The sequence below is a fragment of the Emticicia sp. 21SJ11W-3 genome, assembly GCF_024138715.1.
GTDB classification, from domain to species: domain Bacteria; phylum Bacteroidota; class Bacteroidia; order Cytophagales; family Spirosomataceae; genus Emticicia; species Emticicia fluvialis.
Genome location: NZ_CP092074.1, coordinates 2,237,595 through 2,258,793 on the forward strand (window position 1 = coordinate 2,237,595; position 21,199 = coordinate 2,258,793).

The 21,199-nt window shown below is 42.1% G+C and carries 12 protein-coding genes; 3 read left to right on the plus strand and 9 right to left on the minus strand.

Annotated features, from left to right (window positions below; all coding sequences use genetic code 11):
- Positions 1 to 52 precede the first annotated feature (52 nt).
- Both MB380_RS09500 and MB380_RS09505 read right to left on the minus strand, forming a co-directional pair.
- Entirely contained in the window at positions 53 to 1,357 is a 1,305-nt protein-coding gene (locus tag MB380_RS09500) for an amidohydrolase family protein (RefSeq protein WP_253534906.1), read from the minus strand.
- Positions 1,358 to 1,398: 41 nt separating this feature from the next.
- A complete protein-coding gene (locus MB380_RS09505) occupies positions 1,399 to 4,470 on the minus strand; it encodes an amidohydrolase family protein (protein WP_253534908.1) in 3,072 nt (1,023 codons plus the stop codon).
- 120 nt (positions 4,471 to 4,590) lie between these two features.
- Between MB380_RS09505 and MB380_RS09510 the strand changes: the two genes are divergently transcribed.
- Positions 4,591 to 5,643 carry an aminodeoxychorismate synthase component I gene (locus MB380_RS09510; protein WP_253534910.1) on the plus strand — a complete coding sequence of 351 codons (1,053 nt, stop codon included), beginning with the start codon at positions 4,591 to 4,593 and terminating at the stop codon, positions 5,641 to 5,643.
- 7 nt (positions 5,644 to 5,650) lie between these two features.
- Positions 5,651 to 6,196: an aminotransferase class IV gene (locus MB380_RS09515; protein ID WP_253534912.1), complete on the plus strand. Its 546-nt coding sequence runs from the start codon at positions 5,651 to 5,653 to the stop codon at positions 6,194 to 6,196.
- 50 nt (positions 6,197 to 6,246) lie between these two features.
- Here MB380_RS09515 and MB380_RS09520 read toward each other — a convergent pair whose 3' ends face one another.
- The 7 genes from MB380_RS09520 to MB380_RS09550 all read right to left on the minus strand — a co-directional run bounded on the left by MB380_RS09520 (position 6,247) and on the right by MB380_RS09550 (position 19,884).
- Positions 6,247 to 8,370 carry a PQQ-binding-like beta-propeller repeat protein gene (locus MB380_RS09520; RefSeq protein ID WP_253534914.1) on the minus strand — a complete coding sequence of 708 codons (2,124 nt, stop codon included), beginning with the start codon at positions 8,368 to 8,370 and terminating at the stop codon, positions 6,247 to 6,249.
- Positions 8,371 to 8,407: 37 nt separating this feature from the next.
- Positions 8,408 to 11,704, minus strand: coding sequence for a hypothetical protein (locus MB380_RS09525; RefSeq protein ID WP_253534917.1), 3,297 nt, complete (start codon positions 11,702 to 11,704; stop codon positions 8,408 to 8,410).
- 80 nt (positions 11,705 to 11,784) lie between these two features.
- A complete protein-coding gene (locus MB380_RS09530; RefSeq protein ID WP_253534918.1) occupies positions 11,785 to 12,954 on the minus strand; it encodes a Gfo/Idh/MocA family protein in 1,170 nt (389 codons plus the stop codon).
- A gap of 167 nt (positions 12,955 to 13,121) precedes the next feature.
- Positions 13,122 to 15,248, minus strand: a complete 2,127-nt coding sequence (locus tag MB380_RS09535) for a heavy metal translocating P-type ATPase (RefSeq protein ID WP_253534921.1) — start codon at positions 15,246 to 15,248, stop codon at positions 13,122 to 13,124.
- 35 nt (positions 15,249 to 15,283) lie between these two features.
- Positions 15,284 to 17,446, minus strand: coding sequence for a TonB-dependent receptor (locus MB380_RS09540; RefSeq protein ID WP_253534923.1), 2,163 nt, complete (start codon positions 17,444 to 17,446; stop codon positions 15,284 to 15,286).
- 88 nt (positions 17,447 to 17,534) lie between these two features.
- Positions 17,535 to 17,858 carry a DUF6660 family protein gene (locus MB380_RS09545; RefSeq protein ID WP_253534925.1) on the minus strand — a complete coding sequence of 108 codons (324 nt, stop codon included), beginning with the start codon at positions 17,856 to 17,858 and terminating at the stop codon, positions 17,535 to 17,537.
- Positions 17,859 to 18,027: 169 nt separating this feature from the next.
- A complete protein-coding gene (locus MB380_RS09550) occupies positions 18,028 to 19,884 on the minus strand; it encodes a CocE/NonD family hydrolase (RefSeq protein WP_253534928.1) in 1,857 nt (618 codons plus the stop codon).
- A 441-nt stretch (positions 19,885 to 20,325) separates the two neighbouring features.
- Between MB380_RS09550 and hisG the strand changes: the two genes are divergently transcribed.
- The gene (hisG, locus tag MB380_RS09555) at positions 20,326 to 21,195 is read left to right on the plus strand and encodes an ATP phosphoribosyltransferase (protein ID WP_253534930.1); all 870 of its coding nucleotides are present in this window, start codon (positions 20,326 to 20,328) and stop codon (positions 21,193 to 21,195) included.
- The last annotated feature ends 4 nt before the right edge of the window (positions 21,196 to 21,199 follow it).

A 21,199-nucleotide genomic window follows, 5' to 3' on the forward strand; every position in this document is an offset into this window, starting at 1 on the left:
CAAAAAAGGATTGCAAATTTCTTCGCAATCCTTTTCGTAAATTTTACCAGAATTATTTCTCAGAAATACCGTATTTGCCTACGTATTTCTTATATAATCTTTTTTGTTTGTCGTCAAGGTCAATCTTTTTACCTCTTATAAATGCCTGCTCCACTTTGCTTGTGCGCATATCCAGAATATCTCCGGCCGATACCACAATGGTAGCGTGTTTACCAACTTCCAGCGAACCGACCTGTTTATCGATTCCCAGAATTTTAGCATTATTGAGTGTTATCATTTTCAGGGCATCTTCCGGCGACATACCATAAGCAGCAGCAGTCCCGGCTGCAAAAGGCAGATTTCTGGTTCGCCAGAATTCAGGTGTATAGTACATACCTACCGTTACGCCGCCCTTCATTAATGTGCCTGGTAATTTATACGGATTCCATACATCCTCATCAACGGTATTAGGTAAGCGGTGAGTACCGTTTACAATTACAGGTATATTGTTTTCTTTCAGAAAATCAATTGCCAATTCCGCCTCTTCTCCGCCAACAATTACAATTTTTCTGATTTTGTATTTCTGAGCCAGTTTTACTGCCTCAACAATTTCTTTTCCGTATTCAACCCGGATAAACAATTGCTTCGAGCCATCGTATAATCCTTTCATGGCTTCAAGCGGCGCATTTTTTGGATTTGGATTACTGATTTCAGAATAAGCCAAGGCTTCAGAGAAAAGTTGCTCCAATTCAGCTTTTTGCTGAATGTATTTGTCGTTTTTCTTGATAGCAAACTTCATTTCTTCAAAGCTGAACTGACGCGTTACCAGGGCGGGGTAGTTTAGCCAGATACCGTCATCCTTTTTCAAGGCTGCATCTTCCCAGTTCCATCCGTCATATTCCATAATGGCCGATGTGCCTGAAACAATGCCACCTTCAGGTGTGCTTTGCCCAATTAAGATACCATTCCCTCTGAAAGTTGGTATTACCTCTGAATCAGTATTATGAGCAATCAAAGCTCTAACGTGTGGGTTTAAATCACCTGTTTCGCGTTGATCAAGTGTGGCTCTTACCGAGGCGATTTCAACAAGACCCGCTAATGCCGACGGAGCGATAATGCCCGGGTAAACGGCTTTGCCGCTAACATTAATTACCTCAGTGGTGTTTTTATTGAAGTTGGTAGATGCATCACCAATGGCGGTAATAATACCTTTGTCGAACACCACGGTGCCATTCTGGATAATTCTGCCGTCGCCCACGTGAATGGTTCCGCCCACCAGTGCAATCGGCTTGGTTTGTGGTGAAGCAGGCGCCTGATTCTGCGCTTTGCTGCACAACCCAAGCAATGATAAACCAATAATTATTATATATTTTTTCATTTTGAAAATCTTATTTTAATGGAACGCTATTAATTAATGTATCAGTCTTTGTTGTTGAAAAATCTTGCTTCGGCTTCGTGGTCGTGTTCATCGGTACGGTTTTCGGTTACGCCCATTTCCATGATAGTATCGCAATGTACTTCAAGGTTGCGTCTTGGCGCAGGTCTTTGCATGGGTGCACCTGTCGATTTTTCAGCTAACATTTTCAACATTAAACGGTTACGTTCTTTCGCTACTGACTGACGCATTTGCTCATCTTTTTCTACATCAAAATAAACGGCACCGTCAATGATTGTTTTTTCAGGTCGCGCATATATAGAAAGTGGATTGTTGTTCCAGAGTACTACGTCTGCATCTTTACCCGTTTTTATACTTCCCAAGCGGTTATCAAGGTGTAGCATTTTTGCCGGGTTCAATGTTACCATTTTCCAGGCTTCTTCTTCCGAAATACCACCATATAACACAGTTTTGGCAGCTTCCTGATTCAATCTGCGAGCCATCTCGGCGTCATCAGAGTTGATAGCGGTTAATACACCCATTTTGGTCATAATAGCTGCATTGTAAGGAATAGCCTCTTTTACTTCCATTTTATAAGCCCACCAGTCAGCAAATGTTGAAGCAGCCACACCGTGGGTTTTCATTTTGTCGGCAACTTTGTAGCCTTCCAGAATATGGGTGAAGGTATTCATTCTGAAATTGAAATACTCGGCCACTTTCATCATCATGTTAATCTCTGACTGCACATAAGAGTGGCAGGTAATGAAGCGTTTGTTGTTCAGGATTTCTACCAATGCATCAAGCTCAAGGTCTCTTTTAGGAGGGGTTACACCGGTTTTATTGGCCAGCACTGTGTAATTTTTCCAGGCTCTTTCGTATTCCTGCGCTCTCTGGAAAGCATCCATATACACTTGTTCAACACCCATACGTGTAGCCGGGAAACGGCTCGTTGCCTGTGCACTGTTGCCTTGTTTTACGTTTTCGCCCAATGCAAATTTGATAAAACCATCGGCACCCTTAATTAAAAGATTATCAGGGTTTTCGCCCCATTTCAATTTAATCAATGCCGATTGACCACCGATACAGTCGGCCGAACCATGCAGTAATTGAGATGACGTAACGCCACCTGCCAGTTGGCGGTAAATGTTTACGTCTTCAGAGTTTAATGCGTCTTCCTGACGAACCTCTGCCGATACCGTTTGTACCTCATTGATTGAGAACAAGGCAATGTGTGAGTGCTCATCAAAGATTCCGTTGGTAAGGTGTTTGCCTGTGCCGTCTATGGTTTTGGCACCTGCCGGGGCTGATAAGTTTTTACCTATCTTGGCAATTTTGCCATTTTGTAGCAATACATCTGTATTTTGTACAATTCCTTCTTTCTCATTGGTCCAAACCGTTGCATTTTTTATCAGCATGGTTTCTTGCTGAGGCTTTGTTTCACTGCCATAAGCCGTGAACGGAAACAACACTTTACCCAAAACAGGTGTCTTGGCTTTTGTGGTGTCTTTCTTTGTAGTTTCTTTGCTGGTTTCTTTAAACAAGGCAGCCCATTTTACTTGTTTGCCATCTGGCAGCACGGCATCGCCTTTCAGGTTTTTGCCATCATAATAGCCACTTAATCGTGTATCGCCTGCATCTTTTTTGTCCAGCTTGGTTGTAATAGTAAAGAGGTCAGAGAAGCGCGTAACTTTAGTAGCCAGCTTAATGCTGTCGCTTACTATAATCTGATATTCAGGTTTATCTATTTTACCGGTAATGTTTAGTTTCAGGCCTGTTTTATCACCTACGGATAAATCATAAGTACCTCTTACATCGGTCACATCTGCTTCAGTGATAATATATCTTTTACCCTGAATCCAGTTTTCATAAATTACGTTGTCTTTACTGAACAGGTTGTCTGAGGTTATAATGAAGTTGGCCATCATGCCTTTTTTAAGACTACCCAGCTGATTATCAACTTTCAGTAATTTTGCAGGGGTAGTGGTAAGGGCCTCAAGAGCTTTGCTCTCTGGCAAGCCATTTTCAATGGCTTTTCTCAGATTAGCCCAGAACTCGGCTTTGCTTCTTAAAGCATTGGTAGTGAATGCGAAACTGATACCCGCGTTAGCTACTGCAGCAGGGTTGGCAGGGGCCATTTCCCAGTGTTTCATTTCTGATAACGACACCTGAGCCGCATCAAATGGGTCTTCAACGTCAAATGCAGACGGGAAATTCAAAGGCAATATTAATGAACTGTTGGTAGCCTTGATTTCATCAATGCGTTGATATTCATCTCCGTTACCTTTAAAAATGTATTGAATATTAAATTCTTTACCTATTTTATTACCTCTCAGAATACCCAGTTTATCATTGGCTTCATAAATTTGAGGCAGGTCTTGCTGCGCATTAAACGCTTCAAGAGAAAGGTTTCTTTCTTCTTTAACCCCGCCTTTTTTATACCAGTCGGCATCGTAGTAAGTCTGGCGAAGTAAAGCTACCGAACCCATCATTGATACTGGGTAGGTCTGGGTAGAAGTACCCTTGTTTAGTGAATAATGTGCCGAGGTTTTTTCTTTTATCAGCAACTCATTTTCTTTACCATTACCCAAAGACACCAAAGCGCCTGTTCCTCTCACAATACCGTCGGCAATATGTACACCTGCCACACTAAAACCTATTTTTCTCAGTTCTTCGGCTTTTGCAGTGTTGGCTTTAAATTCTTTTGCCGCGTCAATTTCAGGCTTTACGGCCTGGTTCCAATCATAAGCGCCTTTTTTGTTGCTTTCCATCTGAGACGGGCCGCCAAATCCCCGGCCACCTTGCGGGCGGGTAATTTCAGGCATGCCGTAGTCTGAGTAAATGTCAATCAGACCCGGGTAAATTCTTTTACCTTTCAGGTCATAAACTACTGTTCCGCTTGGTATTTTTAAATCTTTGCCAACCGACTCGATAATGCCGTTTTTGATGTAAATCATGGCGTTGTCAAGTACGGTTTGTGCATCTACAACAATGGTTGCATTTTTAAAAGCATACTGAGCCGGACGCTCATCATACACTCCGTTGCGAGGAAAAGTTACCTGAGAAAACGCTTGAATGTTGATGAATAAAATGAAAAAACTGAGAAGAATTTTTTTCATGGATAGGTTTTTGATGTTTGGTTAATGATATTGCGAAATTGACAATTTTGCATTAATAAACAAAACTATCTGTACTTTTGTACTGATTATCGTCTAAATGTATAAAAAACGCTTTTAAAAGTGGAAATCAATAGACAGAGCGCAATCTCGAAAATTATTTTTTTTTCATCTGAAAACATCCCTTTTTTATTCCTGATAGATTTTACAGGTAATAATTGGGTGGTAGAACCGCTAGACAATATTGATAGTGATGAAATAAAATTCTGGATTAACGGGAAGACAAACGACCACAGCATTAGAACAGAAGGGCCAGACATTGTGCTTGAAAAATATCCGATGGATTTTGCTCAATACAAGGCCGGATTCGACTATGTAAGGCAGCAGATTATCCACGGTAACAGTTTTTTGGTAAATCTGACGGCAGAAACGCCAATTGCCCTGAATATTAGCCTGGAAGAGGTTTTTAAAAGAAGCGAAGCAAAATATAAACTTTGGTGGAAAGACCATTTTGTGTGCTTTTCGCCGGAAATATTTGTAAAGATTGACGAAAGCGGGTTGATGTCGTCTTTCCCGATGAAAGGAACCATCGACGCAGGCTTATTAAATGCGGGAGAGATTTTGTTAAGCGACCGAAAGGAATTGTATGAACACACCACAATTGTTGATTTGATAAGGAATGATTTGAGCCGGGTAGCCGAAAAAGTGTGGGTTGAGCAATTCAGATACATTGATAAGATAGAAACCCATAACCGGAGTGAGTTACTTCAGGTAAGTTCTCAGATATGCGCAAAGCTAAACTCCCAATGGCATGAGCAACCCGGCGAAATTCTGGCTGCCTTGTTGCCTGCGGGGTCAATAACAGGCGCGCCAAAAACTAAAACAGTTGAAATTATACGCGCAGCCGAAAAACTTACTTACCAGGAAGGTAGCCAAAGGGGCTACTACACAGGGGTTTTTGGTATTTTTGATGGAAAGTCAGTGGATTCAGGGGTGATGATTCGTTACATTGAACAAAAAAAAGACGGAAGCCTGACTTTTAAAAGCGGAGGCGGAATAACTGCCAATAGTATTGCAGAGAAGGAATATGAAGAATTGATTCAGAAAATATATGTCCCTATTGTTCGAAACCATTCAATTACAAAACCGGAAACTCCACAACCTTGCCTACCATAACCAACGGATGCAAAAAAGCCGTACAGAGCTTTTGGGAATTGATAAAGAGGTGAGTTTAGCAGAGTTAATAAACATACCTGATTGGGTAGGTGAGGGGCTATATCGTTGCAGAGTAAGCTACGAGCATGATATTGAAAAGGTTGAGTTTTTCTCTTATAAGCCAGTGCATCCGGGCAGAATTGACTTGATAGAAAACCGCCAGCTTGAATACCCTTACAAGTTTGAAGACCGGAGCGGGTTTAAGCAGATGCTGGATCAAAATCCTGAGGCTGATGATTTGATTATCCTACATAATGGAATGCTGACTGATGCTACTTTTGCCAATGTAGCTTTTTATGATGGCAGCCAATGGCTAACACCCCACACACCTTTGCTGAATGGAACCAAAAGGCAGTTTTTGTTAGATACCGGAGTTTTAAAAGAAGCATCTATTAAATCCGAAGACCTGAAGTATTTCAGTCAACTGGCCTTAATAAATGCCATGCGCGACCTGGATATTATTTATAAATACCGCTTTCATGATAATTACCTGCTTATTCAGGGCAATTACTGAAACACTTATGCGCAATCTATAGCCGCAAGGCTATTTGTTTTATGAGGCAGTCAGGGTAATGCGAAAGCCACATACTGGTTGCCTTTTTTTGCCCCCAGTTTGGTGCCGCCGCAAGCGATAACAATATACTGCTTTCCGTTAAGCATATAGGTAGAAGGCGTGGCGAATCCGGCTGCTGGTAATTTGGTTTCCCAGACAAGCTCCCCTGTTTTTTTGTTAAAAACCCTGAACTTCTCGTCTTTCGTGGCTGCAATAAAAATTAAGCCATTAGCTGTTACCAATGGGCCACCATAATTTTCGGAGCCGGTTGTGGGTATTCCCTTCTGCCTCAGCGATTCAAATTCTCCCAATGGTATTTTCCATAAGTACTCGCCTGTGTTCATATCAATTGCATTCAGTGTTCCCCAGGGTGGAGTAATGGCGGGCAGGCCTTTGCTGTCAAGAAACTTATTGTAACCTGTACTTACAAACGGTAAATAAGGGTTTTTAAAGCCTTTGGTGTCTGCAATGTTTACTTCTTTTTTTTCTTCGCCAAATAAAAATGCTACTAATGCCTGCTTTTCAGCCTGGCTTAAAGATGTAAAACCCGGCATCATACCTTTGCCGTTGCTGATGATTCTGGTTACGTAATCTTTTTCTTTTCGCTTGTCTATATCAATCAGCGACGGATAACCACTTTTGGCATTACCTTTTCTGTCGGCTCCATGGCAGCTAATGCAGGTGGTGGCATAAATTCTTTCGCCGGTACTTAACCCAGCCAAAGCATCTTGTCTGGGGGTGGGTTTCATGGTGAGTATCCAGGCCATTTCGTTGCTGTTTACATAGAGTATCCCGTCATGTGGGTCAGCAGCAGCGCCGCCCCATTCTGCGCCTCCATCAAAACCGGGCAAAATAACCGTACCTTCTTTGCTTGGAGCTGCAAATCTGTTCCGCTTAAAGGTTCTGAATCTGGCTAGTAACGAATCGCGGTCTTCAGCATAAGCACTAATGTCTTTTTCGGTTAAGGTATGCGCCTGCCGGGCAAATGGCGCTGGTTTAGTAGGTATAGGTTGCGTTGGCCAGGTTTCCTCACCGGGCAGGTCAGATTTTGGCGCAGGTATTTCCTGAATCGGGAAAAGTGGTTTCCCGGTTACCCTGTCAAACAAATATACATACCCCTGCTTGCTTACCTGAGCCACTGCATCAACTTTCCTGCCTTTATGCTTTACGGTAATCAGGTTAGGCGGCGCGGGCAAGTCTCTGTCCCAAACGTCATGGTGAGTAGTCTGGAAATACCACAGCAATTTACCGGTTTTGGCGTGCAGGGCTAATAAACAGTTGGCATACAGGTTTTTGCCTTTTCTTTTGCCGCCATAAAAGTCATAGCCCGCCGAACCGGTGGGTACATAAATAATACCTCGCTTGCGGTCTATGGCCATACCAGCCCAATTATTGGCTGCGCCTACTTCCAGGTTTTTGTAGGCACTCTTTGGCCAGGTGTTATAACCCGGCTCACCAGGGTAGGGGATGGTGTGGAAACTCCAGGCCAGTTTACCTGTCTTTACATTAAATGCCCTGATGTCGCCCGGCGCAGCATCTGCCCCTTCAGATAGTCGCACGGGCATCACAATTAAATCTTCATAAATAGTACCGGGGGTATTAGAAATAATAAATTTAGAGCGGGCAATTTCTGGCAGGCCCGTATGTAAATCTACCCGCCCGTTATTACCAAAAGAGGTTATTGATTTGCCGGTTCTGGCATCAATAGCATATAGATATGCACCAATGGTATGTAAAATACGCTTATCATTTCCATCGCTCCAGTAAGCCACTCCCCGGCTGGTACTTGCATAATTGTTCAGCTTATCGCCAAAACGCCAAAGCTCTTTTCCTGTGGCTGCATGAAGCGCAAAAGCCTGTACAGATGGAGTAACGCCATACAAAATACCCTCTACAATAATAGGGTTAACCTGCATTTGCCCCGAGTCTGGTGTTGCATAAGACCAAGCCACTTTCAGATTTTTCACATTTTCAGGATTTATCTGATTCAGTCTTGAATAGTGGTTACGGTCGGGGCCTCCCAGATATTCACCCCATTGTGTATACTCATCGTTTTCCGGTTGATTCTGCTTTTGAATTGCAGCAATCAATAGAAAACATCCGGCCAGAATCAGGGCAGAAATATGTTTTTTCATAGGTTATAAAGGGGTATGGCTTACTTCATTTATAAAACTAGTTTTTATTTTTGTCGTCTATTCTGTCTGAATCGTATAATCGGGTATCTTCCTGATTTGCAAAAATATCAGGGTATTTTGTTTTTATCCATCTGTACTGACTGCCCGATAAAAAGATATACTGTGGACCGGGTTGCTCGTCTTCTTCGTTAAGTAATTCATAGAACAAATACTCAGAGTTTTGGTCTGTAAGCGCTTTGTTTACAAACTCTAAAAATTTAACAGTATCAAAGTCAAAGTACTCATAGTCAGACTTTTCTGTTTTGCCTTTAGGTTTGGGCGTTGCTTTTACAAACTGGCTTTCTGTATACTTTTTGCCATTCAGTTCAAAGCCATACTTAAAGGTTCTGTTGGCGTATTCGCCTTTTTTGAGCATCTGTTGAAAATTGTCTTCAAGCCGTACCGGATTAAATTGCCCGCGGGAAATGGTTTTTAGGGAATCTATCATTGACCTGAAAAGATCTATGAAGTTGTCCAGCTCCCAGATATTGGATGTAATTACTACTTTGGGCAGATTTTCAAGCATACTTTTACCCGTGGTATAGTTGCGTCTCAATTTTAAAATAAATGCTTCTCTTTGCTCTTCATCCATCGGGTTGAATAACCCTAAACGCCCTAGCTCAAACAGTGTATTGTGCAGGCTGTCGCGGCTGAAATCCCGACTGTACAAATTAAAATCTACGTAATTATTAGGCAGAGATTCCTGCACAAGTGAGGCCTGGGTACTGTCGAAGAGAACAAACGATAGAAAAGGGCTGCGGTAGTCGCAGACAATTACCAGACGATACGGATTGCCGGAGTCAGTCAGGAAATCGTTTATAATTTTGAACTGATGCTCTCCTATGCCAGGGAAATATTGTGAATTGGGGCTTTTGAGTGAATCTATGGCATTTTTAACTACCTTGGGTAACGGTACATACAATATTTGCTCGTAAGGTTTGCCGTTGATTACCATTGAAACAAGATGTTGGCTAATGCCGCTTGAATCATCTTCTGAATTTAGATTTTTTACGCTTATATTACTGAAACCAGCATCTGGCAATAGCTTTTCATTGATTTTACCGATAACATACGTAAACAAGTCTGCATCATTTTTACCGGTGAGTTCATTCATGTTTATAAGCAAAGCCTGTTTACTGGCTTTTAGAATGTCAGATGGTTCTTTGGTTTTGGTCAGGTCTAAAGATTTAAATGCCTCTTCGGTTAGCATATTTTCTCTTTTCAACGCTTCTGCAAAAGCATCTGTTCTGAATGACGCAATCTGCGATTGGTAAGACTCATACATTTTCTGCTCAACAGGCTCATTGAAAACTTCTGAATGATTGGCTTCAAGGTATTCATATTGTTTATGTGTCAGAAATATATAATGACTCGCTTCACCAATACTGAATAAGTTAAATCCGGTGCTTATTTTATAAAATGCCCCGTCTATTTTGCTTTCTTCAAGCGACGAATTTATTAACTCAATAAGCTCGTATTCATTCAGGCTTAATGCACCGATATTGAAAATATTGTCTTTTAGGGGTTCAGCATCTTTTTCCTGCTCCTCTTCAGTCTTAGGGATGTCTTGCCGGTACTCATACTTTTTGTCATTGAGTTTGTAACTCATTAACAGGCTTCTGTCTTTTGAGCCGGGTTTAAGGAGCTCTACATCTAAATTGTCAGTAACTTTTTGCGGACTGAACCTGCCTTGCGTAACACGAGCCAGCTCTGCAATTGCTGATTTAAATGTATCTGCATTTCTGGCATCTCTGCCCAGGTTGAAATTGACGCCGGCTACCAGAGAAGGGTAACTTAATAACAGGCTTCTTTTCAGGTATTCGGGTTTGCGTGATTCAAATCTGAAATCTGAAATGGCTTTATCTGCACCCACGGTGTCGTTGGCAGGTAAAATGCCGTTTTCCTGAAAATCTTTTATTATTTGCAGGAGTTTATCTTTGCTGTATTTATCAGAAAAATCAACTTTGGATTTATTGGGGAAAATCGGTAAATCAATTAAATTTTGCCAGTCATTTTTAAATAGACCTGCCTGAGAGCTATCAACCAACATCAGGGCTTTGCGTCCGTCTTTAAGCGGAAGCAAGGGGTTCATTTCATTGGCAACCACCATTAAACGTCTGGCCGACCCAATGTCTGTCAGGTAATCGTTGACAGCCTGAAAATCTTTGGTGCCAATGCCTGTAAGCGGAGATAAAAAGGTGGCATAGGATTTAATAACTACGGTATCCAGATTGATATCCGGCGGAAGGCTCTTCGATATGGTTTTAACCCACCAGAAGTCGGTATCTGCCTTTTGCGCATAACTAAATCCATTTGCTTTAAATACCAGCTTGAATGTCTTTTTGTCTTTAGAAGTGCCAAAATCTAATACTGAACCAAACATACCGGAGGGCGAATTGGGATTATTTTTTTTGATTTCTGAAATACTGAAATCAGCGTAGGTAAAATCGGGTATTAGTTTGGCAGTTATCTGTTTGTATATATTTTCGTATATCTCTTGTCTGGTGAAATTTCCTTGTTCTTCCGGTATCAGCAGGGTGTTGGTGCAATAAGACAGCAGCTCAACCCTACTTTTTAGCTCGAAAGGCTGGTAAGATTTTCTTAGGTTTTCTGCACTTTGCGGTGTAAGCATCCTGTTCGATACCAAGGAGTCAATAAACTTAAACTGTTTTGCTTTTAGCGACCCGTAGTTGTCATAAAACCAGGTTTGCCGGGCGGCATAGATAAAGAAACTAAAGTCTTTAATGAGTTTAATGTGGTCTTTTTCAAGCCATTTTATAAGCTCCTGGTAAACATTTTCATCGACCAGACCGATGCGCCTTAATTTTTCGGCTACCTGAAGATATTGTGTTTTTGAGTTTTTCAGGTTTTGCTCAAGCCCAAGAAACGAAAACGGATTTTTAGGGTTGGGGTCTCCTTCTATTTCCGGCTTGAAATACATGCTTTCGCCCAGTATTTTTTCAGACATCTCTCTGAATCGTACCAGCTCATCAGCTGCCGAACCTACATTACGGATGAGTTCATACACCCCAACAAAACCAAGAATAGCGCCTCTTGACATAAATACTGAGTCGGGGAAATTACCCAAGGCGCCAATGGGCATGGTTGAAAGCCGTTGTTTGATGGCAGAATTCTCTTTGTCGAAGGCTTTCAGATAACCGTCTTTACCGAATTCAGAAATTATTTCTTCTTTTTGTAGTGCATCCAGGTATTGCCTTACCTGTTGTTCAGATAAGGTCTGGGCATAAGAATTGATTGCAAAAATTGTAAGAGCAAATAAAAGTATGTGTTTCATGTAAGGAAAAATTAAATCAAAAGATGTTGTTTTAGTTAAGCAAAAAAAGGTGGTTTATGTAAAAGTGAATGATTCTGAATTTAAAGTAATGGCCATTTGAAGTTACTGGTAAGTTTAATTTTCATACCGGTTGCTGATGATTTCCGGGCTGCTTCTATAATTTCTAAAACGTGCAGGGCATGTTCAACATTAATAATTGGCTCAATACCTTTTACGATACTTTCGCCTACTACTCGCGCACCTTCCTGCCATTCGTATCCGCCCTTTTCTGTACTGGTCAGTACAGGTGGGTCTGTCCACGACGTATCCAGTACAACGCCGTTTGTTTCCCAGTCATACCCTATTAACCGCATATTACCGCGGTCGCCGTAGATCTGAATCGAATGTAAAGATTGATTGGTGGCCTCATGCCCATGGGGGTCGAAATAATTAAACCCACACATAATATGAGAAATCACGCCTTTATTATGTTCAAGTAACACATGGGCATTGTCTTCGGCTTCCACTTTTACTTTGCCTTTGTCGTCAACGGTTCTTTCAGGATTTACAATGCTGGTCATGGCCATTACGCTTCTGGCAGGGCCAAGCAGGCCGGTCAGGGTTGCCATATTATACACACCCAGGTCTGGCATGCTGCCGCCTCCTTTCTCGTAGAAAAAGGCGCTCCAGGTGGGCCCGGTATGCCCATACTGCCCATGCGCAGCCGCCAGTCTGCCCAATTTGCCTTCCTGAATAGTTTTGTTCATCAATGCAAACTGAGGGCTGTTTACCACGGCTGGGGCTCCCCATATTCTTAGTTTTTTGTTCTTTGCCAGTTCAAGCAAGGCTTTACCTTCTGCATAAGTGTTGGCCATTGGCTTTTCGCTCCAGACGTGTTTCCCGGCAAGCAGGGCTTTTTTATTTAATTCTCCGTGTGCCTGCATATCGGTGAGGGTAACCATCATGTCAAATGGTTCTCCGGCCAGCATCTGGTCTATATTTGCATAAGTTCTGGCATTTACCTTGTATTGCTTGTTTTGCTCAACCGCTCGTTCAGGCTTAATATCACAAAGGCTAACCACCTGAATTAAAGGTGATGAAATTAACTGAGGCAGGTATCTGTTGCTCACGCTTCCGCAGCCAATAACGGCTACCCGTAGTTTTTTTTCGGTGGTTTCCAGGGCAAAACCCTCAAGTGAAGAAAGAAGCAACGCTGCACCAGCAGACGCGGTATAATGTAGAAACTTCTGTCTGGAAAGCGTTTCGTTCATTGAAATAATATTTATGTTGAATAGAGGCTGAATAAATATACAAGTATAGCTAAAAAAATGATATTGCCGTATCTGAACCTTGTCAAATTGTGGGCAATGGGCTTGAAGCGTGACAGGTATTGGGGCAGCATTGGTTTAAAGCTACCCCATTTGTAATTGTAATTTACTCAGAATTGCATTTTCTGTATTCTTACGGCATTTAAAATGGCCAGCAGTGCAACACCAACATCGGCAAATACGGCTTCCCACATAGTGGCCAGCCCCCCGGCGCCGAGAATCAGAACCAATATTTTTACGGCAAAAGCCAATGCAATATTCTGAAACACAATGCTTTTGGTGGCTTTACCAATTTTAATGGCCGTTGCAACTTTAGAAGGCTGATCAGTCTGAATAACCACATCGGCGGTTTCAATGGCTGCATCGCTGCCCATAGCACCCATAGCAATGCCTACATCACTCAATGCCAGCACAGGGGCGTCGTTAATGCCATCTCCAACAAATACAGTTACCCTTGTCGGGTCTTTACGCAGTTCTTCAACTTTCTGTACTTTTTGTTCAGGCAGCAAATCGCCGAATGCCGTGTCAATACCAATAGATTGTGCAACTTTTTGTGTAATAGAATTTTTATCTCCGCTTAGCATAACAATTTGCTTAATGCCATTGGCGTGCATTTGGCTGATAGCCTCTGCAGCATCTTCTTTTACTTCATCAGCAATAATAATATACCCTGCATATTTGCCGTCAATGGCCACAGCCACAACACTTTCAACAATGTTTTGCAGTGTTCTGTCATAATCAATATTAAACTTTTGCAACAGTTTAATATTTCCTGCCAATACTTCTTTCCCGTTAATGATGCCTTTCAGGCCATGCCCGGCTATTTCTTCAATGCTCCCGATTACGAGTGCTTTGTCTTTATTGGCGTGTTCGGCAATAGCTTTGGCGATTGGGTGGGTTGATTTACTCTCAAGCGCTGCCACTAACTGCATAAATTCATCTTTATCTATGCCTGTGGTTACTACTTCCTGAACCTTGAAAACGCCTTTGGTGAGTGTTCCTGTTTTGTCTAAAACTACTGTATTTACCTTGGTCATCAAATCCAGATAATTGGAGCCTTTGAAGAGAATGCCATTTCTGGATGCAGCGCCGATTCCACCGAAATAACCCAGCGGAATTGAGATAACCAATGCACATGGGCACGAAATAACCAGGAATATCAAGCCCCGGTAAAGCCATTCGCTGAATACATAGTTTTGTACGAACAACGCAGGCAATACTACAACAGCCAGCGCCAGAAAGAACACAATAGGGGTGTAAATACGGGCAAACTTACGAATGAGTAACTCTGTTTTTGCCTTGCGGGTAGTGGCATTCTGTACCATATCAAGAATACGCGCCAACGAGCTGTCCTGAAAGGCTCTGCTTACTTTCAGTTCAATCACTTTGTCCAGATTCAACATGCCGGCCAGTACAGTTTCGCCTTTATAAATACTGCCAGGTTTGCTTTCACCGGTTAAAGCCGAAGTATTGAAACTACTGCCCGCACTTAACATTTCACCGTCAAGCGGTACTTTTTCTCCGGCTTTAATCTGTATGATATCTCCTATGTTTACTTCTTCCGGTTTCAGGTTTATAAAATGATTGTTTCTGAGAACACTGGCTGATGATGGCCGAATATCAAGTAAGGCTTTGATATTGCTTTTGGCTCTTCGCACTGCGGCACTCTGAAATAATTCGCCAACTGCATAAAAAAGCATTACTGCCACCCCTTCGGGATACTCGCCAATGGCAAATGCGCCAATTGTAGCCAGAACCATAAGGGTAAATTCAGTAAAGAACTCTCTTGCTTTAATACCTGCCCAGGCTTCTTTTATTACCGGAAACCCAACCGGAAGATACGCTGCCGCATACCAGATAAGCCTGATATAGCTATGGAAGAACGAGCCTGAAAAATTGGAGTCTAGCACAATGCCCGATATCAGCAGTAAAAAACTGATAATGGCAGGGCGGTATTGAACCCACCCGCCGGTATTACCGTGGCTGTGGTCATGGTCATGGTCGTGGTCATGGTTGTGGCTCTCCTGATTCATGTGAGTATGACTGCTACAGCAACTATCATGGTTTAAAGACTCCGTAATTTCATTTTTTGATGCAAGCAGTTCTTCGGCATTGGCTTGCGTGTAAATTCTCTCCTCCAGCGAGCAACAGGTTATTCTGCCTTCTGCATCATAAGTATGCACATGGTTAGGGTCTGTATTAAGCCCTTTTGGTGTATGGTTATGCCCGTGTTTCATATATGCAACGTTTTACCAATTGGTCAATTAATAAATTAAAATTTAACCTTAATGCCACCATTAAACGACCGCCCCTCGGTATGGGTATATACCTCATTGAAACGTGGCGTGTTATGAGCATCAGTAACTACTTTTTCAAATCTGTTCTGCCGGGTATCTGTAAAGTTTTCGGCATTGGCAAAAACACTTAATTTACCGAAGGTCTTTTCTAAGAACAATCCAAATTCCCAGAAAGGTTTGGTTAATCGGCCGTCGCTCAGTACCTGTCTGTCAGAATAATAAGCCTCGAGCCCAATTTTGAAGTTCCTGTGTTTTTCTGCCAGTAAAGCCATGTTAATTTTGTTTTTTGGTAACAAAGGCACTGTCTGATTTCCGTGCTTATAAGTGGCTTTGGCATCTGTAAAAGTGTATCCTGCAAAGAGCTTTATCCAGTCGGCAAAGGTGATTCGTACATTAGTTTCGAAACCTTTTGAAATGACGGGTTTCACGGCATTTTCAAAATAGAAGGCATTGTCTGCGATATTGGTCAGTACCAGTGGTCTATTGATTTGTGTTACAAAGAACAACTGATTAACTGTAAAACTCAGATTTTCTCCTATACTGTTCTGGTAATTGAAATCTATTGTACTACCATAAGATTTCTCTGCTTTGGCTTTATTATCTATGGCCAGCACATGCCGGAACGCCAGCGTTTCAGTTGCCTCTGTAAACATAGTGGGTAGTTTGTAACCCAGGCCACCCCCTAAACGGCTACTCCAATTTTCTGAAATTTTATATAATGCCGATACTCTGGGTAAGGCAAAAAGGCCATAACGGTTTGCATAATCAAGCCTGAAACCACCTTCAAACAGAAGTTTTTCTGTTAAATCCCAATTGTCCTGCACATAAGCTCCGGTAATCAAGTTATTTTCTTTTCTCGGAGTATCACTTTCTTTTTCTCTGAAATTATCAAAAATCAGATTTGCACCCGTTACGATTGTTTGTTTATTGAGCTGGGTTATGTATGAGAAATCGGTATAAGCATGGGTTTGCAAACCTCTGAAACTATAGTCCGGAATTCTGATTTTTCTGTCAAAAACACTCAGGCTTTGTTTTAGTACCCATTGACTATTCCCGGAAATCTGCCTGCTTAACTGTGCCGTTGTAATATTCCTTACTGATTCGTTTTTTTCATAATAAGCGTGATGGTCATCCCCCTTTCCTTTAATTACATACATATCGCCGCCAAAACGATACTGAAAAGTGGTGGAGTTGCCTAATACTAACCTGGTTTTATCATTGAAATAGACAAACAACCGGGGGTTGATGTTCAGATCCCGGCTTTTGGGAATCTCCGTAAAATCGTCTTTATCTACATCATAAGGTTTCTGAATAGTACCCGATACCAGAAAGGAATAACCCACTTTTGCATTTCTTTTAGCCGAAAAGGCGCTGAAATTTGTTCCGCCACCTGTTGATGTCTGGTTGATAATGGCTGAAAACTCCTGTTTTTCACGAGGCTCTTTTGATATAAAATTGACAACTCCGGCTATTGCTCCACCGCCATAGAGTGTTGATGCAGAGCCTTTAATGATTTCAACCTGCCTTAAGTCAAGCGGCGGAATATCAAGAATGCTTAATCCGCTCGAAAAGCCTCCGAACGCAGGGAAACCGTCTTTGAGAATCTGGGTATACCGGCCATCAAGACCCTGTATTCTGATACTCTGGTTGGCAGATGTATAACTGGTTTGTTGTACCTGTATGCCCGTGCTTTCGTGCAGCAGCATTGATACATTATTGGGTCTCATATTGGCTTTTTCATCTATTTCTTCCATTGAAATAGCCTCTATGCGTGTGGGAATACTCTCAATGTTGCGGCTGATGCGCGTGGTAGAAACCACCACTTCTTCCAGTTCTTCATCATTGCTTTGCAGCAGAATTATGGTATCTGCCATCAGCGGGAATGTGATTTTCTGGGTGAGTGTCTCATAGCCAATGAATGAAATTACCATGGTTTGTTCGCCATCAGCTACGCCTTTAAGGTTTATTCTCCCTTCTGCATCGGTCGTGCCTCCGTTTGTAGTGCCTTTAAAACTTACTGTTGCCCCTATTAAACTCTCTTTGGTTTTGCTGTCTTTTACAATAATACCGGGTATGCTCTGGGCAAAACTGTTATGTGCTACAACGAAAAATATATATAGTAATCTTAATTTTTTCATGATTCCAATTAGTTAATACAATACTTGTTGAGGCTTACTGTTGAGTAAGCACTGGGTTTTCGCAGAGCGAAAATTTATCTAAGTCGTATTAAACTAATTGTGGCGGTTGCCAGAGCAAGGAAATAAAACCTGCGGTATCTTTGGTTTCGGTAAGATACACCGTTCTGGCTGAAACAACGTTGCGCTCAACGGCCTGTACGGTATAAGGAGAAATCATTAGATTACCACAGCAGGCACAACTGCAAAGAGGCGAACAGAGGTCAGACTCCTCACCATGCCCCGCCTGTGAATCGGTGTCGGCACGTACAACAGCCTTAGCCATAGTATCTACACTGCCGGCGGTATCATGGCAGGGCATACACGCCAGAAAAAGCAGATAAAAGCTAAAGAATATGTTCGAAAACCGACTCATGCTGCAAATGTAGATAAGAAACCCATGCAACAGGAGTGCAAGAAAAATATTTATTTTTTTCTGAAAAAGATGGCCTGTAAATCATTATTCTATACAAAAACCCAGTATTTAAACAAAAAAAAATCGCAGGAGTTGCCTGCGATTTTGCGTATACCAGAATTAACTACTGTTAGTTCAATACCTGTACTTCAATGCTCGAATCAGAATAAACCTTGTGTGTGGCTTTAATAAAATCAGCCTCATCAGCTTTGTAAATATTCGGTACAAATTTCTGCGGGTTGCGGTCAATCAGCGGGAACCACGTGCTTTGTACCTGAATCTGTATCTTGTGGCCTTTTTTAAAAGTATGCAGCACATCCTGCAGTTGAATATTAACGTCAGTCACTTTGTTTGGTACAAATGCCTCGGGTTTCTCAAAACTGTTTCTGAAACGCCCTCTCATTACCTCACTGCGGACCATCTGGTGATAATTAGCCAACATTACATTTTTATTTGGCATATAGGGGTGGTTCACCTCGTTGCCCGGGTACACATCAATCAGTTTTACAACCCAGTCGGCATCGCTGCCGGTTGTGCTTACTTTCAGTTTTGCAAAAATCTCTCCTCCCAGAGTTATGTCTTCGGTTAATACATCTGTCTCAAATACCAGTACATCCGGGCGTTTGGCGGCAAATCGCTGGTCTTCCGACATATAATTGAAAGGAGTAAAGCCTGTCATAGACTGTAGGTCTTCGCTGTAAGGCACTGGTTTTTTAGGATCGCTTACATATTCGCTGGCGCCAGCCCTGGCCGCTTTGGCCTTGTCAAGTTTTCCGTTTGTATTCAGGTAAAATGTTAGCTTTTGCGCATTAGCCGCAGGCCATTTTTCAAATTGTTTCCATTCTTTGGTACCTGTGTCAAACAGATAAGCGTCTGGCAGGCCTGTTTTACCGTCACCTGCCTCTTTCAGAAAGTGGCGGAAGAATTTAGCTTCGATATTTCTCTGATAAAAAGTGGCTATACTGTCTCCAAAATATACATTGCTGTGCAGGGTATGACCAGTCTCTGCCGACCACCGACCATGCCCGAAAGGCCCCATAACCAAAGTGTTATAAGTACCCGGGTTATTTTTTTCTATTTTTTTGTAAACATTCAACGGGCCATATAAGTCTTCGGCATCAAACCAGCCACCCACTGTCATAACTGCATGTTTGATGTTTTTCAGATGAGGAATAATGCTTCTTTTTTGCCAGAAATCGTCATAATTAGGGTGGTTTATGGTTTCCTGCCAATAGAAATTGTCTTTGTAGTATTTCTGAGCATTTTTCAGCGGGCCTAAATCAAGCTGAAACTGGTAGCCATCTTTCATCTGGCTGGTGTTAATCATCTGGCTGTTATACCAAGCCTGAGACGTAGGGCCGGGTGTTTGAACACCAAACACAGGAAATGTGAAAAGATAAGCCTGAATGAATGCTCCGTTGTGGTGGAAGTCGTCAAAGAAAAAGTCGCTCACAGGGGCTTGCGGCGATGACGCCTTTAATGCCGGGTGGGCATCTACGGCTCCGGCCACGGTATAGAACCCGGGGTACGAGATTCCCCATTGTCCAACGCGGCCGTTATTTGAAGAGATATTTTTTAATAGCCATTCAATGGTATCGTAAGTATCAGAGCTTTCATCAGGCGCTGTGTTGGCACCATTGCCCGGGTTATTGGGTGTCATGTTGGTCCAGGTACCTTCCGACATCCAACGGCCTCGTACATCCTGATAAACAAAAATAAATTTGTCTTTCATTAACGTTTGTGACGGCCCCAGTCGGTACGGATATTTGTCTTCACCATAAGGCGCAACACTATAGCAGGTTCTCTGCATCAATATCGGGTACTTGTTAGACTCCGAAGCATCGTTCGGTACATAAACTGCTGTGTGCAGCTTGGTGCCGTCGCGCATGGGTATTTTGTATTCGTGTTTGGTATAATTTTGTTTTACAAAATCATTTTGCGCTAAAGCTACAAACGAGCATAGCACAAAAAAGATAATCTTTTTCATGAAGAGGTAGTTTGAAATAAAGTATGAGTAAAAAACCTGACGCTAATTTAGAAGGAATGCCAGAGCATTTCATCAAAAGCGAACAGAATTTTTAAAGAGAATTTCTGAATGGGCTAAAGAACTTGAATCAGAAAAAAATGGCAAGCAGACAAATCAAAACGACAATAATAGCCGAGACGATTTTTTTTACTTTATTTAGTTTCATATCACGAGTAGCCCGGTAACTGAGATGCACCGAATGTCTCATAAATTCTAGGGTGTTTTAGGAGTGGTATTAAAATTTTGCAACGCGTTTAACGTGATACAAATATAGTTGATTTTAAGCGTTTTACAAGTTAAGCTAATGTTAATATTCAACTAAATTGCTTTAAACAATATATTCCTTTGTGAAAAGCGTTCCAAACTGTATTTTTGCAGACTTTTCAATGAAATCAAAAATAAATGGCGAATAAAGATTCTATTTTACGCATTGCCCTGCAGAAATCTGGCAGGCTGAGTGAAGACTCCTTTGGACTTTTCAAAGAATGCGGTATAAAGTTTGAAAGTGGCACAGGCAAGCTGAAAACTTCGTCGTCTAACTTTAATGCAGAGTTCCTTTTTCTTCGGGATGACGATATTCCGGGCTATGTGGAAGACGGCGTGGCTGATATTGGCATTGTTGGCGAAAATGTTTTTGTTGAGTCAAACCGTGAAGCCGAACTGGTTTACCGGCTGGGTTTTTCGAAATGCAGGTTATCAATAGCCGTGCCTCGTGGCGTTGAGTATAATGGTATTGAAGATTTCAATGGTAAAAGCATAGCTACTTCATACCCGCGTATTCTGGGCGGTTATCTGAAAAGCAAGGGTGTAACGGCCGAAATACATGAGATCAGCGGGTCGGTTGAGATTGCCCCCAGCATTGGTCTGGCCGAAGGTGTTTGCGACATCGTCAGCTCGGGTAGCACCTTGCTCAGTAATGGTTTGAAAGAAGTAGAGGCCATTTTTAAGTCTGAGGCCATTCTGGTTGCCAGCAAAAATTTGTCTGACGAAAAGCGTGAAACCCTTAATAAATTGTTGTTCAGAATAAGGGCAGTACAAACCGCACAGAATTACAAGTATATTCTGCTGAATGCACCCAATGATAAGCTGGATGAAATTATTAGCTTGCTACCGGGCATGAAGAGCCCCACTATTGTGCCTCTGGCCATGTCTGGCTGGTGCTCGATTCATTCTGTACTGGAAGAAAACCAGTTCTGGGAAAACATCGAGGCTATTCGCGCCGCAGGTGCAGAGGGCATTCTGGTGATTCCGATAGAAAAAATGATATATTAAAAAC